This window comes from Streptomyces luteolus, from assembly GCF_029968015.1.
Classification (GTDB): Bacteria; Actinomycetota; Actinomycetes; order Streptomycetales; family Streptomycetaceae; genus Streptomyces; species Streptomyces luteolus.
In genome coordinates, this window is record NZ_JASCIS010000066.1 from 13609 (window position 1) to 34077 (window position 20469).

At 71.3% G+C, this 20469-nt stretch carries 19 protein-coding genes and 1 pseudogene; 6 read left to right on the top strand and 14 right to left on the bottom strand.

Features of this window, described 5'->3' with window-relative positions; all coding sequences use genetic code 11:
* The first annotated feature begins 193 nt into the window (after positions 1–193).
* Positions 194–520, top strand: coding sequence for a hypothetical protein (locus QIT00_RS36090; protein ID WP_282539733.1), 327 nt, complete (start codon positions 194–196; stop codon positions 518–520).
* The gene (locus tag QIT00_RS36095; protein WP_349017239.1) at positions 517–1833 is read left to right on the top strand and encodes a transglycosylase SLT domain-containing protein; all 1317 of its coding nucleotides are present in this window, start codon (positions 517–519) and stop codon (positions 1831–1833) included. The genes QIT00_RS36090 and QIT00_RS36095 overlap by 4 nt, the downstream gene beginning before the upstream one ends.
* Before the next feature lie 104 nt (positions 1834–1937).
* Here the strand turns inward: QIT00_RS36095 and hemB are convergent, their stop codons facing one another.
* A complete protein-coding gene (gene hemB, locus QIT00_RS36100; protein WP_282539734.1) occupies positions 1938–2930 on the bottom strand; it encodes a porphobilinogen synthase in 993 nt (330 codons plus the stop codon).
* Positions 2931–3236: 306 nt separating this feature from the next.
* Here hemB and QIT00_RS36105 point away from each other — a divergent pair, with 306 nt between their 5' ends.
* The gene (locus tag QIT00_RS36105; RefSeq protein WP_282539735.1) at positions 3237–4652 is read left to right on the top strand and encodes an FAD-binding oxidoreductase; all 1416 of its coding nucleotides are present in this window, start codon (positions 3237–3239) and stop codon (positions 4650–4652) included.
* Between the two features lie 35 nt (positions 4653–4687).
* On the opposite strand, the gene QIT00_RS36110 is transcribed toward QIT00_RS36105, so the two are convergent.
* From QIT00_RS36110 to QIT00_RS36130, 5 genes are all read right to left on the bottom strand, one after another.
* A complete protein-coding gene (locus QIT00_RS36110; protein WP_282539736.1) occupies positions 4688–6343 on the bottom strand; it encodes a bifunctional uroporphyrinogen-III C-methyltransferase/uroporphyrinogen-III synthase in 1656 nt (551 codons plus the stop codon).
* On the bottom strand, positions 6340–7320 hold the full coding sequence (gene hemC, locus QIT00_RS36115) for a hydroxymethylbilane synthase (RefSeq protein WP_282539737.1): 981 nt from the start codon (positions 7318–7320) through the stop codon (positions 6340–6342). Before hemC ends, QIT00_RS36110 begins: the two co-directional genes overlap by 4 nt.
* Positions 7317–9080: a glutamyl-tRNA reductase gene (locus QIT00_RS36120; protein WP_282539738.1), complete on the bottom strand. Its 1764-nt coding sequence runs from the start codon at positions 9078–9080 to the stop codon at positions 7317–7319. The genes hemC and QIT00_RS36120 overlap by 4 nt, the downstream gene beginning before the upstream one ends.
* Entirely contained in the window at positions 9077–9907 is an 831-nt protein-coding gene (locus tag QIT00_RS36125) for a redox-sensing transcriptional repressor Rex (RefSeq protein WP_282539739.1), read from the bottom strand. The genes QIT00_RS36120 and QIT00_RS36125 overlap by 4 nt, the downstream gene beginning before the upstream one ends.
* 342 nt (positions 9908–10249) lie before the next feature.
* Positions 10250–10528: a glutaredoxin family protein gene (locus QIT00_RS36130; protein WP_282539740.1), complete on the bottom strand. Its 279-nt coding sequence runs from the start codon at positions 10526–10528 to the stop codon at positions 10250–10252.
* A 160-nt stretch (positions 10529–10688) separates the two neighbouring features.
* Here QIT00_RS36130 and QIT00_RS36135 point away from each other — a divergent pair, with 160 nt between their 5' ends.
* The 3 genes from QIT00_RS36135 (at position 10689) to QIT00_RS36145 (ending at position 14364) form a co-directional block, all read left to right on the top strand.
* Positions 10689–11630: an HAD family hydrolase gene (locus QIT00_RS36135; RefSeq protein ID WP_282539741.1), complete on the top strand. Its 942-nt coding sequence runs from the start codon at positions 10689–10691 to the stop codon at positions 11628–11630.
* A gap of 408 nt (positions 11631–12038) precedes the next feature.
* Complete coding sequence (locus QIT00_RS36140; protein WP_282539742.1) at positions 12039–12866, top strand: ECF subfamily RNA polymerase sigma factor, BldN family; 828 nt, start codon at positions 12039–12041, stop codon at positions 12864–12866.
* A 283-nt stretch (positions 12867–13149) separates the two neighbouring features.
* The gene (locus tag QIT00_RS36145) at positions 13150–14364 is read left to right on the top strand and encodes a DUF5667 domain-containing protein (protein ID WP_282539743.1); all 1215 of its coding nucleotides are present in this window, start codon (positions 13150–13152) and stop codon (positions 14362–14364) included.
* Between the two features lie 70 nt (positions 14365–14434).
* Here QIT00_RS36145 and QIT00_RS36150 read toward each other — a convergent pair whose 3' ends face one another.
* From QIT00_RS36150 to QIT00_RS36185, 8 genes and pseudogenes are all read right to left on the bottom strand, one after another.
* Complete coding sequence (locus tag QIT00_RS36150; protein WP_282539744.1) at positions 14435–15475, bottom strand: lysophospholipid acyltransferase family protein; 1041 nt, start codon at positions 15473–15475, stop codon at positions 14435–14437.
* Positions 15476–15489: 14 nt separating this feature from the next.
* Positions 15490–16572 (bottom strand): NAD-dependent epimerase/dehydratase family protein, encoded by a 1083-nt coding sequence (locus QIT00_RS36155; protein WP_282539745.1) that lies wholly within the window; start codon positions 16570–16572, stop codon positions 15490–15492.
* A 264-nt stretch (positions 16573–16836) separates the two neighbouring features.
* Entirely contained in the window at positions 16837–16935 is a 99-nt protein-coding gene (locus tag QIT00_RS36160; RefSeq protein WP_003948845.1) for a 30S ribosomal protein bS22, read from the bottom strand.
* 132 nt (positions 16936–17067) lie between these two features.
* Entirely contained in the window at positions 17068–17277 is a 210-nt protein-coding gene (locus QIT00_RS36165) for a helix-turn-helix domain-containing protein (protein ID WP_282539746.1), read from the bottom strand.
* 157 nt (positions 17278–17434) lie between these two features.
* Positions 17435–18250, bottom strand: coding sequence for a phosphatase (locus QIT00_RS36170; protein ID WP_282539747.1), 816 nt, complete (start codon positions 18248–18250; stop codon positions 17435–17437).
* 237 nt (positions 18251–18487) lie between these two features.
* Positions 18488–19651, bottom strand: coding sequence for an acetoin utilization protein AcuC (locus QIT00_RS36175; RefSeq protein ID WP_282539748.1), 1164 nt, complete (start codon positions 19649–19651; stop codon positions 18488–18490).
* A pseudogene (locus tag QIT00_RS36180) lies at positions 19602–19732 on the bottom strand (MFS transporter); the annotation flags it as partial. The pseudogene QIT00_RS36180 and the gene QIT00_RS36175, both read right to left, overlap by 50 nt.
* 15 nt (positions 19733–19747) lie before the next feature.
* Entirely contained in the window at positions 19748–20392 is a 645-nt protein-coding gene (locus QIT00_RS36185; RefSeq protein WP_282539749.1) for an HAD family hydrolase, read from the bottom strand.
* Positions 20393–20469: the final 77 nt, after the last annotated feature.

The following is a 20469-nucleotide window of genomic DNA, read 5'->3' on the forward strand; positions in this document are numbered from 1 at the left end:
CATACGGACGACAGCTGTCGTTTCGGCATACGGACGCCCGCCCGGGACCGACGCGAATGCCCGCCGGAACCGACGCGGACGCCCACCCGGGACTGAGGCGGACGCCCGCCGGAACCGACGCGGACGCCCGCCCGCGATCAAGGGCGCCTACGATGCTGCGCACCCGGACCCGTCCCCCCACCCGAGGAGCCCCATGACGGACGGAAGCGGCTTCGCCGCCGACCCGCACTCCATAGACGGCAGCGCCCATCTCCTCACCGAGATAGCCGGGTTGCTGCACGAGGGCAGGCTCGACGCCGACCTCGGCACCCTCGCCCGCACCCCCACCGCGCACGCCGAACTCGGCGCGAAAACCGAGGAGTTCGCCCGGCACGCGGCCGACCAGCACCAGGACCTGGTCACCCTCCTCACCGCCCTGTCCACCGCCCTGAAGACCACCGGCGGCGGCTACACCCGGGTGGACCGCGCGACCCGCGACGGCTTCAAGTCCTTCCTCGACAGCGCGGAGTTGGCCAAGTGACCGTGACGTACTACGCGGACGTGGCGTACCTGGAGGACTGCAACCCCGCCCTGATCGAGCGGAACGCGGCCGAGTACAAGCGGATGCGCGACCTGCTCGACTCGGTCGGCCCGTCCGTCGCGAAGGCCAAAGACACCCACTGGGTCAGCGCCTCGCGCGAGCGGTACGACGCCCGCCTCGGCGACGTACGCACCCTGACCGTCGGACTCAAGGACGGCTTCGAGGCCGCCTGGAAGGCACTCCTGCGGTACGCCGACGCCGTAGAGGAGGCCCAGAAGCACCTGAGCACGGGCACCGATTGCGCGGAGCGGCTCGGCAAGCTCGTCGGGGACGGCGACGGCGAGGCCATGAAGCGCTGGGAGGACCTGCGCGACTCCTCCGGCCTCGTCGACTGGATCCAGGACCGCACCGCGCCCGGCGACGTGGACGACATCCGCGAGGAGGCGAACCGCTGGTACGACCAGGCCTCCGAGGCGTTCGGGCGGGCCCGCGCCGCCGAGGAGGCGGTGCGCGGCGACTCGATGAAGGACCTGGACGCGGCCCGCGCCCTGATCCCCGACTTCCGCAGCGGCTTCAAGGACGCGGCGGCCCTCCTGGACCGCGTCGGCGACCTGCGCAAGGAGGCCGGGCAGGCGAGCTCCGACCCCAACACCCGCCTCCCCGGCGCTGGTTCAAAGACGGACGTCTTCCCGCGAGTCGGCCCGGACGTCACCGTCTCGCCCACCCTGCGCCGCATCCGTGAGCTGAGCGACGGGCTGCCCGAGGGCAAGGGCACGAGCTACTGGCTGCCGGGTTCGTCGGACGAGAAGCGCCGCGAGTGGATCGACGCCAACGGCGCCGCCATCCGCGCAGCCGCGAAGGAGAACGGCCTGCCCCCTGACGTGATCGCGGGCATCGCCTGGCGCGAGGTCGACGGCGACCCGGCCGTGATCGACGATGTCACCGACACCGCGCGGCAGTTGGGCATCGGCGGCGACCCGGACCGTACGTCGATGGGCCCGATGCAGATCCAGATCCGGCGCGCGGCGGAGGTGCTCGGCTACGACCCGGCGGCCCTCACCGACGCCCAGCGCGACGAGGTCGAGTCGGCGGTCAAGGACCCGACCCAGAACGTGTTCATCGCCTCCGAGTACCTGGCCCGGCTGAAGGCGGAGAGCGAGTTCGCGGACGTGCCCGCGGACCGCATGTCGGACGCCCAGTACCAGGAACTGGCGGCCCGCTACAACGGCGGCCCGTACTGGGAAAGCGACGACGCGCAGAGCTACGGCCGGGACTTCATGCGGGACTTGGACTCAGCGAGGGGGGCGCTGTAGTACGGGCCCCGTCAGGGGCGCGGGGAACTGCGCAAACCCCAGCCACGACGGCGCGGCAGCCGAAGACCAAGGTTCGGTGGTACGACTGCCGCGCGCCCAAGCGCCTAGCGCAACGCCCGCGCCGCCTCCACAGCCCAATACGTGAGAATCGTGCTCGCCCCGGCCCGCTTGATGCCGGTCAGCGTCTCCAGGATCGCCTTGTCCCGGTCGATCCACCCCTTCTCGGCGGCGGCCTCGACCATCGCGTACTCACCGGAGATCTGGTACGCGGAGACCGGCACGTCGACCGACTCGGCGACCTTGGCGAGGATGTCGAGGTAGGGGCCGGCCGGCTTGACCATCACCATGTCGGCGCCCTCCTCCAGGTCGAGGGCCAGCTCCCGCAGCGACTCCCGCGCGTTGGCGGGGTCCTGCTGGTACGTCTTGCGGTCGCCCTGCAGGGACGAGCCGACGGCCTCCCGGAACGGTCCGTAGAACGCCGAGGAGTACTTCACGGTGTAGGCGAGGATCGACACGTCCTCGTGGCCGGTCTGGTCGAGGGCGTCCCTGACCACGCCGACCTGGCCGTCCATCATGCCGCTCGGGCCCACCACATGGGCGCCCGCGTCGGCCTGGACCTGGGCCATCTCCGCGTACCGCTCCAGGGTGGCGTCGTTGTCGACCCGGCCGGCGTCGTCCAGGACGCCGCAGTGGCCGTGGTCGGTGAACTCGTCCAGGCACAGGTCGGACATGATCACCAGGTCGTCGCCGACCTCGGCGCGCACGTCCCTCAGCGCCACCTGGAGGATGCCGTCCGGGTCGGTACCGGCCGTACCGGCGTTGTCCTTCTTGGCGTCCTCGGGCACGCCGAACAGCATGATCCCGGAGACCCCGGCCTCGACCGCCTCGACAGCGGCCTTCTTCAGCGTCTCGCGCGTGTGCTGCACGACGCCCGGCATGGCCTCGATGGGCACGGGCGTATCGATCCCCTCGCGTACGAACGCGGGCAGGATCAGGTCGGCCGGATGCAGCCGGGTCTCGGCGACCATGCGGCGCATCGCGGGCGTGGTCCGCAGCCGCCGCGGCCGCGAACCCGGAAAGGCTCCGTACTTCGTCATGCCGCCTACGCTACGCCCGCGCCGACACCCCATTTGCCGACTGCACGTCGGATACGGCGGCCCTCGAACGGACCGCGCCAGGCCCGGCATGCGACGCCGCCCGCACAGGGCCATGCTGAAGGAAAGGGCCCCCGACGGCCTCTCTCTTCCGCCGCACGCCGATACATGATCCGGCCGCACGCCGACACATGATCCGGCCGCTCGTTCGACACATGCTCCGGACGCACGCCGACCCATGACCCGCCGCACGCCGGTGCCTGACCGAAGTCCGCCCGGCCCTCCGTACGCCCCGCCACGGAGGTTGCCATGACCACCACACCCCACCAGCCCGCACCCGGCCGCCTCGCCCTGTCGGAGATCCGCGGCCCGGTCCTTCATCCCGGCGACGAGGGCTACGCGGAGGAGGTCACCGGCTTCAACCTGGCGGCGCTGCACACCCCGGACGTGGTCGTCGGCGCGACCTGTCCCGAGGACATCGCGGTCGCGCTGCGCTGGGCCTCGGACACCGGCACACCCGTCGCCGTGCAGGCCACCGGGCACGGCGCCAACTTCCCCATCGCCGAGGGGCTGCTGATCAGCACGACCCGCATGACCGACGTACGCATCGACCCGGCCGCGCGCGCCGCGACCGTCGCCGCCGGGGCGAGGTGGCGGCACGTCCTGGAGGCGGCGGCCCCGCACGGGCTGGCCCCGCTCAACGGCTCCTCCACGGACGCCGGGGTCGTCGGCTACACCCTGGGCGGCGGCCTCCCCGTCCTCGGCCGCACGTACGGCTACGCGGCCGACCTGGTCCGCTCCTTCGAGCTGATCACGCCGGACGGCACGCTCCGCGAGGTGACCGCCGACAGCGAGCCGGAGCTGTTCTGGGCGCTGCGCGGCGGCAAGGGCAACGTCGGCGTGGTCACGTCCCTGACCTTCGACCTGCTGCCCCTCACCTCGGTGGTCGGCGGCGGGATCTACTGCCCGGGCGAGCACGCCGAGGCGCTCCTGAAGGCGTGGGCGGAGTGGGCCGAGCAGGTTCCCGACGAGATGTGCAGCTCCTTCGGGCTGCTGCGGCTGCCGCCGATCCCGCAGATCCCCGAGCCGCTGCGAGGCGGCTTCTGGGCGCGGGTCGTGCTGGCCTGGACCGGCGAACCGGCCGCGGGCGAGAGCCTGCTGACTCCGATCCGCGCGGCGGCGCCGGTGGTGGTCGACACGGTGGAGGAGATGCCGTACGCGGCCATGGACCGCATCTACATGGACCCGCACGACCCGCTCCCCGCGACGGAGTCCTGCCTGCTGCTGCGGGGGCTGCCCCCGGAGGCGCGAGCGACGTTCCTCGCCCAGGTGGGTCCGGGCGCCTCCGACTGCCCCCTGCTGATGGTCGAACTGCGCCACATGGGCGGCGCGTTGTCCCGCCCCGCGGCGACGGAGGACGCGATCTGCGCCCGGGACGCCGAGTACCTCCTGGAGGCGGTCGCGGTCCTGCCGGTCCCGGAGGCCGTGGCCCCGGTCCAGGAGGCGGTCACCTCCCTGTACGCGGCCATGGCCCCGTACGGCACGGGCCACACCATGGTCAACCTCCACGGCACCCCGCACGACGAGCCGGACCGCGCCCGCGCCTGGACCGCGGAGGTCTACGACCGGCTGCGCCACGACAAGGCCCTCTACGACCCGGCCAACGTGCTCCGCTACGGACACACGGTCAGCCCGGAAGAGACCTCGGGCCCCGCACCCGGGTAGGGGTGCGGGGCCCGCGCGTGCGAGAGGCGTCCGCGTCAGGAGGTCGCGGCCCTGCGACGCCGCGCACCGGGACGGCGCTCGCTGGGCCGGGTGACGGCCTCGCCCGCCTCGACGGCGGCAGCGCGCCGCGCGGCACCGAACTCGGCGAGCGCCTCGGCCAGCTTGTGGACGGACGGCTCCGGGGCCATGACGTCGACCCGCAGCCCGTGCTCCTCCGCGGTCTTCGCGGTCGCCGGGCCGATACAGGCGATCACCGTGACGTTGTGCGGCTTGCCGGCGATGCCGACGAGGTTCCGCACGGTCGAGGACGACGTGAAGAGAACGGCGTCAAAACCGCCGCCCTTGATCGCCTCGCGGGTCTCCGCGGGCGGCGGCGAGGCACGCACGGTCCGGTAGGCCGTGACGTCGTCGACCTCCCAGCCCAGCTCGATGAGCCCGGCCACCAGGGTCTCGGTGGCGATGTCGGCGCGCGGCAGGAACACCCGGTCGATCGGGTCGAAGACCGGGTCGTACGGCGGCCAGTCCTCCAGGAGACCGGCGGCGGACTGCTCGCCGCTGGGCACCAGGTCGGGCTTCACACCGAAGGCGATGAGCGCCTTGGCGGTCTGCTCGCCGACCGCGGCGACCTTGATCCCGGCGAAGGCACGGGCGTCGAGCCCGTACTCCTCGAACTTCTCGCGGACGGCCTTCACGGCGTTGACGGAGGTGAACGCGATCCACTCGTACCGCCCGGTGACGAGCCCCTTCACCGCCCGCTCCATCTGCTGGGGCGTACGCGGCGGCTCGACGGCGATGGTCGGCACCTCGTGCGGCACCGCGCCGTAGCTGACGAGCTGGTCGGAGAGCGAGGCCGCCTGCTCCTTCGTGCGCGGCACGAGCACCTTCCAGCCGAACAGCGGCTTGGACTCGAACCACGACAGCCGGTCGCGCCGCGCGGCCGCGGAACGCTCGCCGACCACGGCTATGACGGGCTGGTGCCCCTGCGGCGACGGCAGCACCTTGGCCTGCTTGAGGACCTGGGCGACCGTGCCGAGCGTGGCGTTCCAGGTGCGCTGCCGGGTCGTCGTACCGGCCACGGTCACCGCCATCGGGGTGTCCGGCTTGCGGCCCGCGGCGACCAGCTCACCGGCGGCGGCGGCCACGGTCTCCAGGGTGGTGGAGACGACGACCGTGCCGTCCGAGGCGCCGACCTCGGTCCAGCAGCGCTCGGAGGCGGTACGCGCGTCCACGAACCGGACGTCCGCGCCGTGCTCGTCCCGCAGCGGCACTCCGGCGTACGCGGGCACGCCCACGGCGGCGGCGATGCCGGGCACCACCTCGAAGGGGATGCCCTCGGCGGCGCAGGCGAGCATCTCCTCGCCGACGCCCGCGTCCAGGCCCGGGTCGCCGCTCACGGCACGGACGACCCGCTTGCCGCCGCGTGCCGCCGCCATGACAAGATTGGCGGCATCCACGGGGCTTGATGACTCGTCAGCCCCGGCCTGCTGCGACGCGCCCGAGAGCTCGGCGCCGGCCCGCGCATGCGCACGGACGACGTCAAGCACTTCGGGCTCGGCGACCAGCACATCGGCGCTGGCCAGCGCCTCGACGGCGCGCAGTGTGAGCAGTCCCGGGTCGCCCGGACCGGCACCGAGGAAGGTGACGTGTCCGGGTCCGAAGGACGCCTGAGGTACAGAGGTGGTGGGGCTCAATGTGCTCGCTCCCCCATCAGACCGGCCGCACCCTTGGCCAGCATCTCGGCCGCGAGTTCACGGCCGAGGGCTTCGGCCCGCTCTTGGGTGGTGGGTACGGGACCGGTGGTGGACAGCTGCACCAGCGCGGAGCCGTCGGTCGCACCGACGACGCCTCGCAGGCGCATTTCGTTGACAACCTGCCCCTCGGCCAGCAGGTCGGCGAGTGCTCCCACGGGTGCGGAGCAGCCGGCCTCCAGGGCGGCGAGCAGGGAACGCTCGGCGGTCACGGCGATCCGCGTGAACGGGTCGTCGAGCTCGGCGAGGGTGGCGGCGAGCTCCGCATTCGCTGCGGTGCACTCGATGGCCAGGGCTCCCTGGCCGGGGGCGGGCAGGACGTGGTCGGGGTCGAGGAACTCCGTCACCTCGTCCGTCCTGCCGATGCGGCTGAGTCCGGCCGCGGCAAGCACCACGGCATCGAGCTCCCCGCTGCGTACGAACCCGATACGGGTGTCGATGTTGCCCCGGATCGGCACGGTCTCCAGGCGGAGGCCACGCTGGTGGGCGCAGGCGTTCAGCTGCGCCATGCGCCGGGGCGAGCCGGTACCGATGCGCACGACGCCGCCCTCGGCGGCCTCGGTGAGCTCGGCCAGGGTCATCCCGTCGCGTCCGATCAGCACGTCGCGAGGGTCTTCGCGCCGCGGGGTCGCCGCGAGCGTCAGGTCCTCGGGCTGAGTCGTCGGCAGGTCCTTGAGCGAGTGCACGGCGAAGTCGACGTCACCGCGGAGCAGCGCGTCGCGCAGCGCGGTGACGAAGACGCCGGTGCCGCCGATCTGCGCGAGCTGTTCCCGCGAGGTGTCGCCGTACGTCGTGATCTCGACGAGCTCGACGTCCCGTCCGGTCAACTGCCGTACGGCGTCGGCGACATGGCCGGACTGGGCCATGGCGAGCTTGCTGCGCCGGGTGCCGAGCCGGAGCGCTTTCTGGGTCTGAGTCATGCTCGCCCCCGGTTTCTTGCGTCGGTGTCGTTGCTGTTCGAGTCCGCCCGGGATACGGAGGCAACCGTCTGCGGGTCGAGGTCGAAGAGGGTGCGCAGCGCGTCGGCGTACTCGGAGCCACCGGGTTCGCTCGCGAGCTGCTTGACCCGCACGGTCGGGGCGTGCAGGAGCTTGTCGACGACGCGTCGCACGGTCTGCGTCATCTCGGCCTGCTGCCGCTCGTCCAGGTCGGGCAGGCGGCCGCGGAGCCGGGCCAGTTCGCTCTGCACCACGTCGGCGGCCATGGTGCGCAGGGCGACCACGGTCGGCGTGATGTGCGCGGCCCGCTGCGCGGCACCGAAGGCGGCGACCTCGTCGGCGACGATGGCGCGCACCTGGTCCACATCGGCGGCCATCGGCGCGTCGGCGGAGGCCTCGGCGAGCGACTCGATGTCGACGAGCCGCACACCGTCGATCCGATGCACGGCGGCGTCGATGTCCCGCGGCATGGCGAGGTCGAGCAGAGCGAGCTTGGCGGGGGCGTGCTGAGCGGGGATGACAGCCCGCACGGCTTCGCCGTCAGCAGTACCGCTCCCGCTTCCGCTGTGGGCAGCTGGTCCGCCAGGGGCGATGGGGGTCCCCCCTGCTCTGGGGGCACCTCCCGGCCGAAGGCTGGGGGAGGAGTCGAGAGCTTGGGGGAGGGTGGGCACAGCCCCAGGTGCCGGGCAAGCCGAGGACGACTCCGGCCCGGTCGCCGGGTTGTCGAGCACAGCCCCGTTACCGGCCCAAGTACCGTGCAACTCAGGGGAGTCGACCCCAGGCGCGTCCGCAAAGGACCCCGCATCCGGGATACGACCATCCCGCGCAGCCGCCGCCGCAAGCCGAGCCACCAACGACCCGTCCGGAGCCCGCAGGCTGGGAGCCTCGGCCCGCTCGGGCCCGGCCACGGAGGCAACCGCCGCCGCAACGGCCTCACCCGTGAGTACGAGCCCAGTCGCCCCCGTACAGGAAACGACGACGTCGACTCGTGTCAGCTCGGCCTCGACGGAGTCCATCGAGGCAACCCGCGCGGAGCACCCCGTACCGGACTCGGAAAGAATCTCCACGAGCCGCTCGGCCCGCGCCCGCGTGCGGTTGGCGACGGCGATCTCGGCCACGCCGACCCGCGCGAGCGTCGCCGCGGCGAGCGACGACATGGACCCGGCGCCGATCACGAGCGCCCGCTTGCCCGCGGCCCACTCGTCCACCGGCGCCCCGTCGGCGAGCTGTTCCAGGCCGAAGGTGACCAGGGACTGCCCGGCGCGGTCGATGCCGGTCTCGGAGTGCGCGCGCTTGCCGACCCGCAGGGCCTGCTGGAACAGGTCGTTCAACAGCCGCCCGGCGGTGTGCAGTTCCTGGGCCGTGGCGAGCGCGTCCTTGATCTGGCCGAGGATCTGGCCCTCGCCGACGACCATGGAGTCGAGCCCGCACGCCACCGAGAGCAGGTGGTGGACGGCCCGGTCCTCGTAGTGCACGTACAGATACGGGGTGAGCTCCTCCAGGCCGACGCCGCTGTGCTGGGCGAGCAGCGTGGACAGCTCGGCGACGCCCGCGTGGAACTTGTCCACGTCGGCGTAGAGCTCGATGCGGTTGCAGGTGGCGAGCACCGCGGCCTCGGTGGCGGGCTCGGCGGCGACGGTGTCGTGCAGCAGCTTGGCCTGGGCGTCCGCGGGCAGCGCGGCGCGCTCGAGGACGCTCACGGGGGCGCTGCGGTGGCTGAGGCCGACGACGAGGAGACTCATGCCGGCATCACGGCGGGTACGTCCCCGTCGGGTCCCTTGCGGTCGGTGGTCTCGGCGCGGGCGGCGGGCGGTGCGGCGGCCTCCGCGTCGCTCTCGGCGACCGGTGCGTCGGCCGCCGCGGCCTCGGCGACGGCGTCCGCGACGACAGCCTCGGCACCGGCTTCCTCGCCCGCCTTGCGCTGCTCGTGGAAGGCGAGGATCTGCAGCTCGATGGAGAGGTCGACCTTGCGCACGTCGACGCCGTCCGGCACGGACAGAACGGTCGGCGCGAAGTTCAGGATGGAGGTGATGCCGGCGGCCACCAGACGGTCGCAGACCTGCTGGGCGGCGCCCGCGGGGGTCGAGATCACGCCGATCGAGACGCCGTTGTCGTCGATGATCTTCTCGAGCTCGTCGGTGTGCTGCACCGGCATGCCCGCGACGGGCGTACCCGCCATGTTCGGGTCGGCGTCGATCAGTGCGGCGACCCGGAATCCACGGGACGCGAACCCGCCGTAATTGGCCAGGGCGGCGCCGAGATTACCGATACCGACGATCACAACCGGCCAGTCCTGGGTGAGCCCCAGTTCACGGCTGATCTGGTACACGAGATACTCGACGTCGTACCCGACACCACGGGTGCCGTACGAGCCGAGGTACGAGAAGTCCTTGCGCAGCTTCGCGGAGTTGACCCCCGCCGCGGCCGCGAGTTCCTCGGAGGAGACCGTGGGAACCGAGCGCTCCGACAGTGCGGTCAGCGCGCGAAGGTACAGCGGAAGCCGGGCGACGGTGGCCTCGGGAATCCCTCGGCTGCGGGTCGCCGGTCGGTGAGTTCGGCCAGTTGCCACGGTGCTCCTGCGGGTAGAGCGGGGCTGTAGGCGGCCAGAAGTCCCCAGACCGCCCCGTCGAATGCAGGCTATGTCTTTGTGAACGCGTGCACAAAGATGGTGTCCGGTTTGTCCGGCCAAAGTGACCGGGGTCACGCGCCAGTTGTACGCCGAAGTGGAACCGGCGCGGGCGGCGCGACGTTGGTTACCCGTAGGGGGCAAAACCGCACACTCTCCTCACGATTTCCAAGCCCCCGCGACCAAATCGCCCCCGATCGTAATCGAATTTCAGACTGGTCGGTCAGTTCCCGATCCTGCCCGCATCGCCCCGGAACCGCCCGTGCCTGCGCCGGGCCGCCCCGGCTAAGCGGTGAGGGCCCGCCGCAGACGATCTTCATTGACGCGCCAGAAGTCGTGCTGCGCCCCATCCACGAGCACCACGGGAATCTGCTCCCAGTACTTTCGGTGCAACTCCTCGTCCTGCGTGATGTCCTTCTTCTCCCATGCGGCGCCCGTCTCTCCGCAGACCTTTTCGATCACTTCCTGTGCCGTATCGCACAGATGACAGCCCGGCTTACCGATCAAGGTCACCAGCCGGTCCTCGGGCCGCTTCTTCTCCGTACGCCGAAAAATGGGACTCATACGGCCATTCTCGCGCGCCCGCGAGCCAAGCGGACCCCTCCGTCGCGAGAGCCACACGCGGCACTCGTCACAGCGATTAACGGTGCGGTAGCGGAGAGTTCACGGGCTTCGAACGCGCGCGACTCCGATGGCACCGAACAGAATGGCTATGCTCACGGACATGGCCGCTCTCGGATGGCTCACACCCCGTAGGCGCTCCGCCACCGCGCGCAGCGTCCTGGCAGGCGAGGCCTCGGCGGAGGCAGCGCGCAAGTCCTCGCAGGAGCTGGAACTCGCAGAGGAACCCACCGAGTCCGCACAGCCCGCGGAACCGGAGTTCCCGGTCGCGGGCGACGACAGGGCCGCCGCCTTCTTCGACCTCGACAACACCGTGATGCAGGGCGCCGCCCTCTTCCACTTCGGCCGCGGCCTCTACAAACGGAAGTTCTTCCAGCGCCAGGAACTGGCCCGATTCGCCTGGCAGCAGGCCTGGTTCAGGATCGCCGGCGTCGAGGACCCGGAGCACATGCAGGACGTCCGCGAGAGCGCCCTGTCCATCGTCAAGGGCCACCGCGTCGCCGAGCTGATGTCCATCGGCGAGGAGATCTACGACGAGTACATGGCGGAGCGCATCTGGCCGGGCACCCGCGCCCTGGCCCAGGCGCACCTGGACGCGGGCCAGAAGGTCTGGCTCGTCACCGCCGCGCCCGTCGAGACCGCGACGATCATCGCCCGCCGCCTCGGCCTGACCGGCGCCCTCGGCACCGTCGCGGAGTCCGTCGACGGCGTCTACACCGGCAAGCTCGTCGGCGAACCCCTGCACGGGCCCGCGAAGGCCGAGGCGGTGCGCGCCCTCGCCGTGGCGGAGGGCCTGCACCTGAACCGCTGCGCGGCGTACAGCGACTCGCACAACGACATTCCGATGCTGTCGCTCGTCGGGCACCCGTACGCGATCAACCCCGACAGCAAACTGCGCAAGCACGCACGCGAACGGGACTGGCGACTGCGCGACTATCGCACCGGCCGCAAGGCCGCCAAGGTCGGCATCCCGGCCGCCGCCGGCGTGGGCGCGATCGCCGGCGGCACCGCCGCCGCGGTCGCCCTGCACCGCCGCCGCCGCTGAACCCCGGCTCCCCGGCTCCCCGCCGCCGCGCGTACTCCCCCGTGACCGGCGGGGGTCCGTGTGCCGTGCACCGTCCGTACACGGCACAGGGCGTGCTCCCGTACGAGCCGATCCGTACGTGTTACCCGTGTCTCCGGACCGTCAGTCCTGTCCGGGGGACTCGACCACAACACGCCCCGCACTCAGACAGATCACGGTCTAATCCGATCAACAACTGCTCACTCTGCGGTACTTGAAGCGTCGAAGATCCGTAACAGAAGCGACGGAATCGATGATTTGAGCAACTGGGTGTAGCGCTCCCTGCACGAAGCGTTATTCTCCTCAGACGCATACAGGACCCCGCACGTCGCTACGACGGGTGAACGGTCCCACACTGCACGTGATGGAAGCTCTGCCTCTGGGAGTCCCGTGTACCCACACGTCGGGGTTGACACCTCGGGCCTGGCTACGCTGCGCGCAACGGTCGCCGACCGCTTGCGCGGCTTCGTCCCCACCGCGTACGCCGTCCCCGCCTTCGCCGTCCCTGCACCGACCGCCCCCTGCTACGCGCTGGCCGAGGGCCTCGGGAAGGGGCCGACGCGCACCGCCGTCGTCGAAGGGCGCCGGCCCGACGGCCGGCATGCCGTCGGCAGACGCGGCCGCACCGGCACCACGTCGACCACCGCCCGCCGTCCCGCGGCGGACAGCGACAGCGCCCGCATGATGGACCTGGTCGAACGCGCCCAGGCCGGCGAGGCCGACGCCTTCGGCCGCCTCTACGACCAGTACAGCGACACCGTCTACCGCTACATCTATTACCGCGTCGGCGGCAAAGCCACTGCCGAGGACCTGACCAGCGAGACCTTTCTGCGCGCCCTGCGCCGCATCGGCACGTTCACCTGGCAGGGCCGCGACTTCGGCGCCTGGCTCGTGACGATCGCCCGCAACCTCGTCGCCGACCACTTCAAGTCCAGCCGCTTCCGCCTCGAGGTCACCACCGGCGAAATGCTCGACGCGAACGAGGTCGAGCGCAGCCCCGAGGACTCCGTCCTGGAGTCCCTCTCCAACGCCGCGCTGCTCGAAGCGGTGCGCCGACTCAACCCGCAACAGCAGGAATGCGTGACCCTGCGCTTCCTCCAGGGCCTCTCGGTCGCCGAGACCGCCCGCGTCATGGGCAAGAACGAGGGCGCGATCAAGACCCTCCAGTACCGCGCGGTGCGCACCCTCGCCCGACTCCTGCCGGACGACGCCCGCTGACCCCCTCGTACGACCGCCCCCCCACACCGTCCCCCACCGCCCCCGTACGACCGTCCCCCACATGTCCCCCGATCTCACACCCCCTCACGCCCCCTCACGCCCCCTCTCCGGCGACGCCACGTGACCCTCAACTCACCGCCCGTGACGGGTGGATGAGGAAAGCGGTCGGATCATCTTTCGTCCGTAACCCAAGTGCCGCGACCGTCGTTGTGCGGGATGCAGGCTCCCTGTGGTCACCGACCCCCGGGGGAGTCGGACGTCATGACGAGAGGAGGTGCCGCCAGTGATCGCGAATGTTTCGGCACACCGGCGGGCGAACGCCTTCGCCCAGGCCCTGGAGGAGCAGTCCGACCAGGCCGCGGCGGCCGAGCAGCCAGAGAGCACCGAGGCCTCCCCCGCTGCCGAACAGGCAGCGAGGAGCCGGATGCTGGCCTTGGCCGGTGGGCTCGGCGAGCTGCCCAAGCCGGAGTTGGACCCCGAGGTCAAGGTGGTCCAGCGGGCCCAGCTGATGGCCGCCATGGAGGCGATGCTTCAGGAGGGCACCGCCGCCGGAGGCGACGGAGTGAGCCCCTCGGTGCCCGAACCGCGCGCGGGCAAGGGCGCCCACCGGGCAAGCCCGCTGCGCAAATTGCGCCCCCGCTCCCGGCTGTCGAAGGGCATCGCGGCCGGCGGCCTCACCGTCGGCGTGGCCGCCGGGGCGTTCAGCGGCGTCGCCGCCGCCAGCTCCGACGCCCTGCCCGGCGACCATCTGTACGGGCTGAAGCGCGGCATGGAAGACCTCAAGCTCGGCATGGCCGACGACGACTCGGCCCGCGGCGAGCTCTACCTCAACCAGGCCTCCACCCGCCTCCAGGAGGCCCGCCGCCTCATGGAGCGCGGCCGGGTCGGCGCACTCGACCACGAGTCGCTCAGCGAGGTCCGGCACACCCTGCGCGGGATGCGCAACGACGCCAGCGAAGGCCACCGCCTGCTGCACGCCGCGTACCAACGCGACGGGTCGATCGCCCCCATCCAGGCCCTGAACAGCTTCTCGCAGGCGCACCGCGACACCTGGAGATCCCTGCGCGACCGCCTCCCGCTGCAGCTCGCCGACGTCGGGGACGAGGTCAGCTCCGTCTTCGACGCCATAGACGAGGAGGTCGCCCCGCTGAAGTCCCTGCTGCCGAGCACCCCGGAGACCGGCGGGGGCACGGGCAGCGGCACCGACCGCCCGGACTCCGGCACCACCGGCAACGACGACGGCAGGCAGTCGCCCGGCGACGGCTCAGGCAGCAGCCCCGGCGGCAGCGACAGCAGGCCGAAGCCGTCGTCGAGCGGCAGCAAGGACGACGGCCTCATCGGCGGCGGCGGCCTGCTCGAACCGCCCGCGGACGAAAGCGGCAGCGCCACCCCGTCCGACGAGAAGGCCACTCCCGGCAAGCCGGACGTCACCCTCCCGCCGGTCCTCCCGGGCCTCCTGCCCGGCCTCGGCATCGACGGCGAGGACACCACGAAGTAGCGCGGTACGTACGTGTGTGGGGGCGCCCTCCGGCCAGGAGGGCGCCCCCACACACGTACGCGTCAAGAACTCAGAAGAACACCGACCGCCGCTGCACTAGGAGCTTGTACAGCGTGTGCTGGATCTGCTCCCGCACCTGGTCCGTCAGGTTGAACATCAGCATCGGGTCCTCGGCCGCCTCCGGCGGATAGCCGTCCGTCGGGATCGGCTCGCCGAACTGGATCGTCCACTTCGTCGGCAGCGGCACCGCGCCCAGCGGCCCCAGCCACGGAAACGTCGGCGTGATCGGGAAGTACGGGAAGCCGAGCACCCGCGCCAGCGTCTTCGCGTTGCCGATCATCGGGTAGATCTCCTCGGCCCCGACGATCGAGCACGGCACGATCGGGGTGCCGGCGCGCAGCGCGGTCGACACGAACCCGCCACGCCCGAACCGCTGCAACTTGTACCGCTCGCTGAACGGCTTGCCGATGCCCTTGAACCCCTCGGGCATCACCCCCACCAACTCCCCGCGCTCCAGGAGCTGTTGGGCGTCCTCGGCGCAGGCCAGGGTGTGTCCCGCCTTGCGGGCCAGCTCGTTCACCACCGGCAGCATGAACACCAGGTCGGCGGCGAGCAGCCGCAGATGCCGGTTCTGCGGATGCCGGTCGTGCACGGCGACCTGCAGCATCAGCCCGTCGAGCGGCAGCGTCCCGGAGTGGTTGGCGACGATCAGCGCACCGCCGTCCGCCGGGATGTTCTCGATGCCCTTCACGTCGACCCGGAAGTACTTCTCGTACACGGGCCGCAGCATCGACATCAGGACCTGGTCGGTCAGCTCCTGGTCGTAGCCGAACTCGTCCACGTCGTACTCGCCGGTGAGGCGGCGGCGCAGGAAGGACAGGCCGCCCGCGATCCGGCGCTCCCAGCCGCCCTGCTCAGGCTCGGTCTCCTCAGGGCCAGACGTCGCGTCGAGGCCGGCCGGCTCGCCCTGGCCGGGCAGGGCGCGCACCTCGCGTACGGCCGAGGGCTCGGCGGGCTTGCGGCGGCCCGGCTGCCTCGGCCGGGTCCTGCGCTCACCGCGCGGCCGGTCGGCCGCCCCCTCGTCGAACGGAATGACCTTGGCGTCCGCCATCGTTGCTGCGCTCCTCAGTTGGCGCTCTGCGTCGGGTGCTGTACGGCGTCGTCGCCGGTGGCTCCGCCGCCCGCGAAGGGCAGCGCCGCCAGCCGGTCGACGGCCTTCGCCAGGGCCTCTGGAGGCAGCAGTCCGGGGCCCCGGCTGCGGGCGAAGTCCGCGAAGGTCTCCGCCGTCGTGAAGCGCGGCCGGAACCCCAGTGTCTCGCGCATCTGCCGGGTGGACACCACCCTGCCGTGCGTGAGCAGCCGCACCTGCTCCGGCGAGAAGTCCGTGACGCCCACCGTGCGCAGCGCGCTGCCCGCCCAGGTCACCGCGGGAAGGAGTACCGGGACGGTCGGCCGGCCGAGCCGCCGCGAGCACTGCGAGAGCAGCAGCACGCCGTCCCCCGCGATGTTGAACGTGCCGCTGTTGAGCGTGCCCCGCTCCTGCTCGCGCGCGCCGATCCGCAGCACGTCGATCACGTCGTCCTCGTGCACGAACTGCAGCCGCGGGTCGTAGCCGAGCACGGTCGGCAGGACCGGCAGCGAGAAGTAGTCGGCGAGCGGTGAATCGGCGGTCGGGCCGAGGATGTTGGCGAAGCGCAGCACACACACCGCGACGTCCGGGCGGCGCCGGGCGAAGCCCCGTACGTACCCCTCGACCTCCACCGCGTCCTTCGCGAAACCGCCGCTCGGCAGCGATTTCGGCGGGGTCGTCTCGGTGAACACGGCCGGGTCCTTGGGCGCCGAACCGTACACATTCGTACTGGACTTGACGACGAGCCGCTGCACCGACGGCGACTTCTGGCAGGCGCCGAGGAGCTGCATGGTGCCGATGACGTTGGTCTCCTTGACCGAGCCGCGGCTGCCACCGCCCAGCGGGGTGCCCGTCACGTCCATGTGCACCACGGTGTCCACGGAGTGCTCGGCGAGGACCCGCGCGATCGCCGGCTGCCGGATGTCGGCCCGCACGAAGTCGGCACCACCCAGATGGTGCTCCGGCGCCACCGCGTCCACGGCGATCACCCGGTCCACATCGGGCTCGCGCTGCACACGGCGTACGAAACGGCCTCCGAGCTGCCGGGCCACCCCGGTGACGAGCACGACCTTGCCCAAGATCAGCGCCTTCCTTCCGCACAGGGGTACCGGTTCGGGTACGCGCCACGTTATCGCCTGCATGTTGCGCTGTGATGACCTCCCGCTGCACGAAGTGAGGACTGGCACATTCCGCGCGGACGGCACGCTCCGGAATGCGGCGAGCACGCGTCCAGGACACGGTGAGAACCCGTCCAGGACCGGTGAGAACGCGGTGAGAACGCGGCGAAGCCCCCCGCCGTAAACCGGTGGGGGGCTTCGCCATGCGCTGCGTCGAGGCGGCGCTTACTTCTTGTTGCGACGCTGAACGCGCGTGCGCTTCAGCAGCTTGCGGTGCTTCTTCTTCGCCATCCGCTTACGCCGCTTCTTGATAACAGAGCCCACGACTACCCTCGCTCACTTCTCGGAACATTCCCGCTGCGGCGGGAATCTCGGTGCGGGGCAATCTGGGCCCACACGACCTACGTCGGCACAGCCTACCCGCCCGAGCGCCGAGCCCGTAATCGAGGTGGCCGATCAGGCTGTCTCCACCCCCACATACGAGTCGCGAAGGTATTCGTGCACCGAGTTCTCCGGCACCCGGAAGGACCTCCCCACCCGGATCGCCGGCAGATGACCGCTGTGCACCAGGCGGTACACGGTCATCTTCGACACTCGCATCGCCGAGGCGACTTCCGCCACGGTCAGAAACTGCACCTCACCCAGAGGCCTCTGCTCAGCAGCCATGACACACCCGAACCTTCCGCACATGACGGGCACCGGCTTCCCCTTCCGGTAACTCCTCGTCGCTGCGCGCTCACACCCAGAGTAGAGGCGGGTGGTGCGAGTGGGGAAGAGGTGCTGCGGCAGGCCGCCTACCGTGACAGACAGGCCTCTCGGTCCCCTACCGTGACAGACGTGCGCGACCCAGCACATAGTGCGTCAACGGCCGGTAGTAGTCGGAACGCACCCCGTCGTCCAGCGGTACGGCGACGGACACCAGCCCCTCCGCCTCCCCGACGAACAGCGCCGGATCGTCCGTATCGGCCAGGCCGATGGCCTCCACACCGAGCTGACCTGCACCGCAGACCCAGCCGTGATCGCCGACGACCAGCTCGGGCAGCGGCCCGCCCGCCTCTGCCGCAGCCGCGAGCGCCGTACGCACCGGGAGCGGCGAGTGGCTGTGCGCCCCGGTCTCACGCCCGGCGCCCGCCCCGGCCGGGTCCCGCACCAACGCAACCCCGTTCACATGGTCCACGGCGTACGTACGTAGACCGAACCGGGTCGTTATGTCGACACGTACGCCCTGCGCGGGGGTGAGCACCCTGCACCCCGCCGCCGAGAGGGCGTCCGCCAACTCGGCGTAGAAACCGAGCAGTCGATGCGGGTGACCGGTGCCGAACAACACGGGCGCCCGCCGCCTCGCGGCCTCCCGCAACCGGTCCGCGAAGGCGTCGAGACCGGCCACCGTCCGCTCCGGGTCGATCACATCGGGACCGGTGGTGTGGAGAGGGTCGGCGGACACGCCGCACTTGTCCGCCATGAGCGCGATCAAGTCCCGGTCGTCCCACGACCATTGGGGATCGAGTCCGAGCAGCACCCGCGGGTCCCTGGCCGCGAAGAGCCGATAGCTGCGCAGGCTCTCCTCGCGCGAGGTAGCCACGGGCCCGGCGAGCCGGGCGGCCAGCAGATGCGCCCGCAAGGCGCCGGTGCTCAACACGCCTGCGATGCTGACGCACTCGCCCCCGGCCGGGCCGCGGAAACCCGGACAATCCCCACCGTCGGGCTAACTTTCGCCCGGTTGCCGGGTGCCCCTGCTCCCGCTGCTGGTAAGCGAGTTCAGTGCTCAGAGTTCAGCGCTCAGAGTTCAGCGCTCAGAGTTCAGCGCTCAGCGTTCAGTGTTCGGCGCTCAGTGCTCAGCGTTCAGCGTTCGGCCACGCCGCCGTACGAGATCGACCTACGGCAACAGCCCGCGCAGCGGGAAGACCGAGCGGCGGGTGGCGAGGATCGCCTGGTCGAGCCGGTCGGCCGGGTCGTATCCCGCCTCCCAGTCGGCCCAGGACGGCTTGCGGCCATCGGTCATGCGCCGGGGCGCGGACTCCCGCGTCCGCGCGAACACCTCCTGGCGCCACTCCTCCGGGATCTCCGTCTCCGGCGCGATCTCCCGCCCGGCGGCGATCGCCACGAGGTGCGTCCATGACCGGGGCACCACGTCCACCACCGCGTAGCCGCCACCGCCGAGCGCCACCCAGCGCCCGTCCGCGTGCTCGTGCGCCAGCTCGTGGCAGGCGAGCTGCACGGCCCGCTGCGCGTCCAACGAGACGGCCAGGTGGGCCAGCGGATCCTCGAAGTGCGTGTCGGCACCGTGCTGCGTCACCAGGACCTGCGGCCGGAACTCCGCGAGCAGCTCGGGCACCACGGCGTGGAAGGCTCGCAGCCACCCGGCGTCGCCCGTCCCCGCCGGCAGCGCCACGTTCACGGCACTGCCCTCGGCCGCTCCGGTCTCCTCGGGCCAGCCGGTCTGCGGGAACAGCGTCCGGGGGTGCTCGTGCAGCGAGATCGTCAGCACCCTGGGGTCCTCCCAGAACGCCGCCTGCACCCCGTCCCCGTGGTGCACGTCCACATCCACGTACGCGACGCGCTCCGCCCCCAGTTCGAGCAGCCGCGCGATCGCGAGCGCCGCGTCGTTGTAGATGCAGAACCCGGCCGCGCCGCCGGGCATCGCGTGGTGCAGGCCGCCCGCGAAGTTCACCGCGTGCCCGGCCTCTCCGCGCCACACCGCCTCGGCCGCCCCCACGGACTGCCCGGCGATCAGCGCCGACACCTCGTGCATCCCCGCGAACGCCGGATCGTCCACGGTCCCCAGGCCGTACGAGCCCGTGGCCGCGGCGGGGTTCGCCGAGGCGGCCTTCACCGCCTCCACGTAGTCCTCCCGGTGCACGAGCCGCAGCGTCGACTCCCCCGCGGGCTTCGCCGCCACGACCTCCAGGTCGCGGTCGAGCCCGTACGCCGAGACAAGCCCTCTGGTCAGCGCAAGCCGCACCGGGTCCATCGGATGCCCGGCGCCGAAGTCATAGCGCGTTACTGCCTCGTCCCACATCAGCTGTGCGCGGCCGCTCATGCACGTCACCGTATCGGTCGCCCTCGGACGCCAACGCCCGGGCGTAACCAACGTCACCAGCACCAGAACCATCGGTACGAGGCCCCAGGCAATGAATCAGCCGAGCATTTCCGGGAGTTGGCCCATGTCGGAGAAGTACGCGGTGGCCCCGTCGAGCCGGTCCCGCGGCATCATCGACGTGAACGCGAACACGTCCATACCCGCCGCCTGCGCCGCCTGAATACCCAGCGGACTGTCCTCGATGACGACGCACTTCTGCGGCTCGACATCCATCTGCTGGGCCGCGTGCAGAAAGAGATCGGGCGCCGGCTTGCCCGAGCCGACATCCTCCGAGCTGAAGATCCATTCCTCTTCGAACCACTCGTCGAGCCCGGTCTTGAGATGCCCGACCCGAATCTTCTCGTGACTCCCGGAGGACGCCACACAGTACGGAACGCCTTCGGCGGTGAGCTTCTCCAGTACGTCGACGGCGCCCGCCACGGGCTCCAACTCCTCCTGGAACGCGGTGAACACGCGCCGGTTGTACGCCGTCTCGAAGTCTTCGGGCAGCGGTTTGCCACCTCGCTCGGCCACGAGATCGTGCACCCGGTGCATGGCCGCACCCATGTAGTCCCGCAGCGATTCCTGGTACGTCGTGGGGTGCCCCAACTCGGTGAGATAGCTGGCCAGAATGGCGTTGGAGATGGGCTCGCTGTCCACGAGGACGCCGTCGTTGTCGAAGATCACCAGGTCATAGCGCATGCTTTGACTGTAAGTCCTGAGACCCCTGAAAACAGGAAAGCCCCGCACCATCAGGTGCGGGGCTTCCCCAACAAATA

Bases quoted from the DNA above. Each gene is read 5' to 3' on its own strand.
- QIT00_RS36090 (WP_282539733.1), top strand. From the start codon at position 194: ATGACGGACGGAAGCGGCTTCGCCGCCGACCCGCACTCCATAGACGGC.
- hemB (WP_282539734.1), bottom strand. From the start codon at position 2,930: ATGACGAAGTACGGAGCCTTTCCGGGTTCGCGGCCGCGGCGGCTGCGG.
- QIT00_RS36105 (WP_282539735.1), top strand. From the start codon at position 3,237: ATGACCACCACACCCCACCAGCCCGCACCCGGCCGCCTCGCCCTGTCG.
- hemC (WP_282539737.1), bottom strand. From the start codon at position 7,320: ATGACTCAGACCCAGAAAGCGCTCCGGCTCGGCACCCGGCGCAGCAAG.
- QIT00_RS36120 (WP_282539738.1), bottom strand. From the start codon at position 9,080: ATGAGTCTCCTCGTCGTCGGCCTCAGCCACCGCAGCGCCCCCGTGAGC.
- QIT00_RS36130 (WP_282539740.1), bottom strand. From the start codon at position 10,528: ATGAGTCCCATTTTTCGGCGTACGGAGAAGAAGCGGCCCGAGGACCGG.
- QIT00_RS36135 (WP_282539741.1), top strand. From the start codon at position 10,689: ATGGCCGCTCTCGGATGGCTCACACCCCGTAGGCGCTCCGCCACCGCG.
- QIT00_RS36150 (WP_282539744.1), bottom strand. From the start codon at position 15,475: ATGGCGGACGCCAAGGTCATTCCGTTCGACGAGGGGGCGGCCGACCGG.
- QIT00_RS36165 (WP_282539746.1), bottom strand. From the start codon at position 17,277: ATGGCTGCTGAGCAGAGGCCTCTGGGTGAGGTGCAGTTTCTGACCGTG.
- QIT00_RS36175 (WP_282539748.1), bottom strand. From the start codon at position 19,651: ATGAGCGGCCGCGCACAGCTGATGTGGGACGAGGCAGTAACGCGCTAT.
- QIT00_RS36185 (WP_282539749.1), bottom strand. From the start codon at position 20,392: ATGCGCTATGACCTGGTGATCTTCGACAACGACGGCGTCCTCGTGGAC.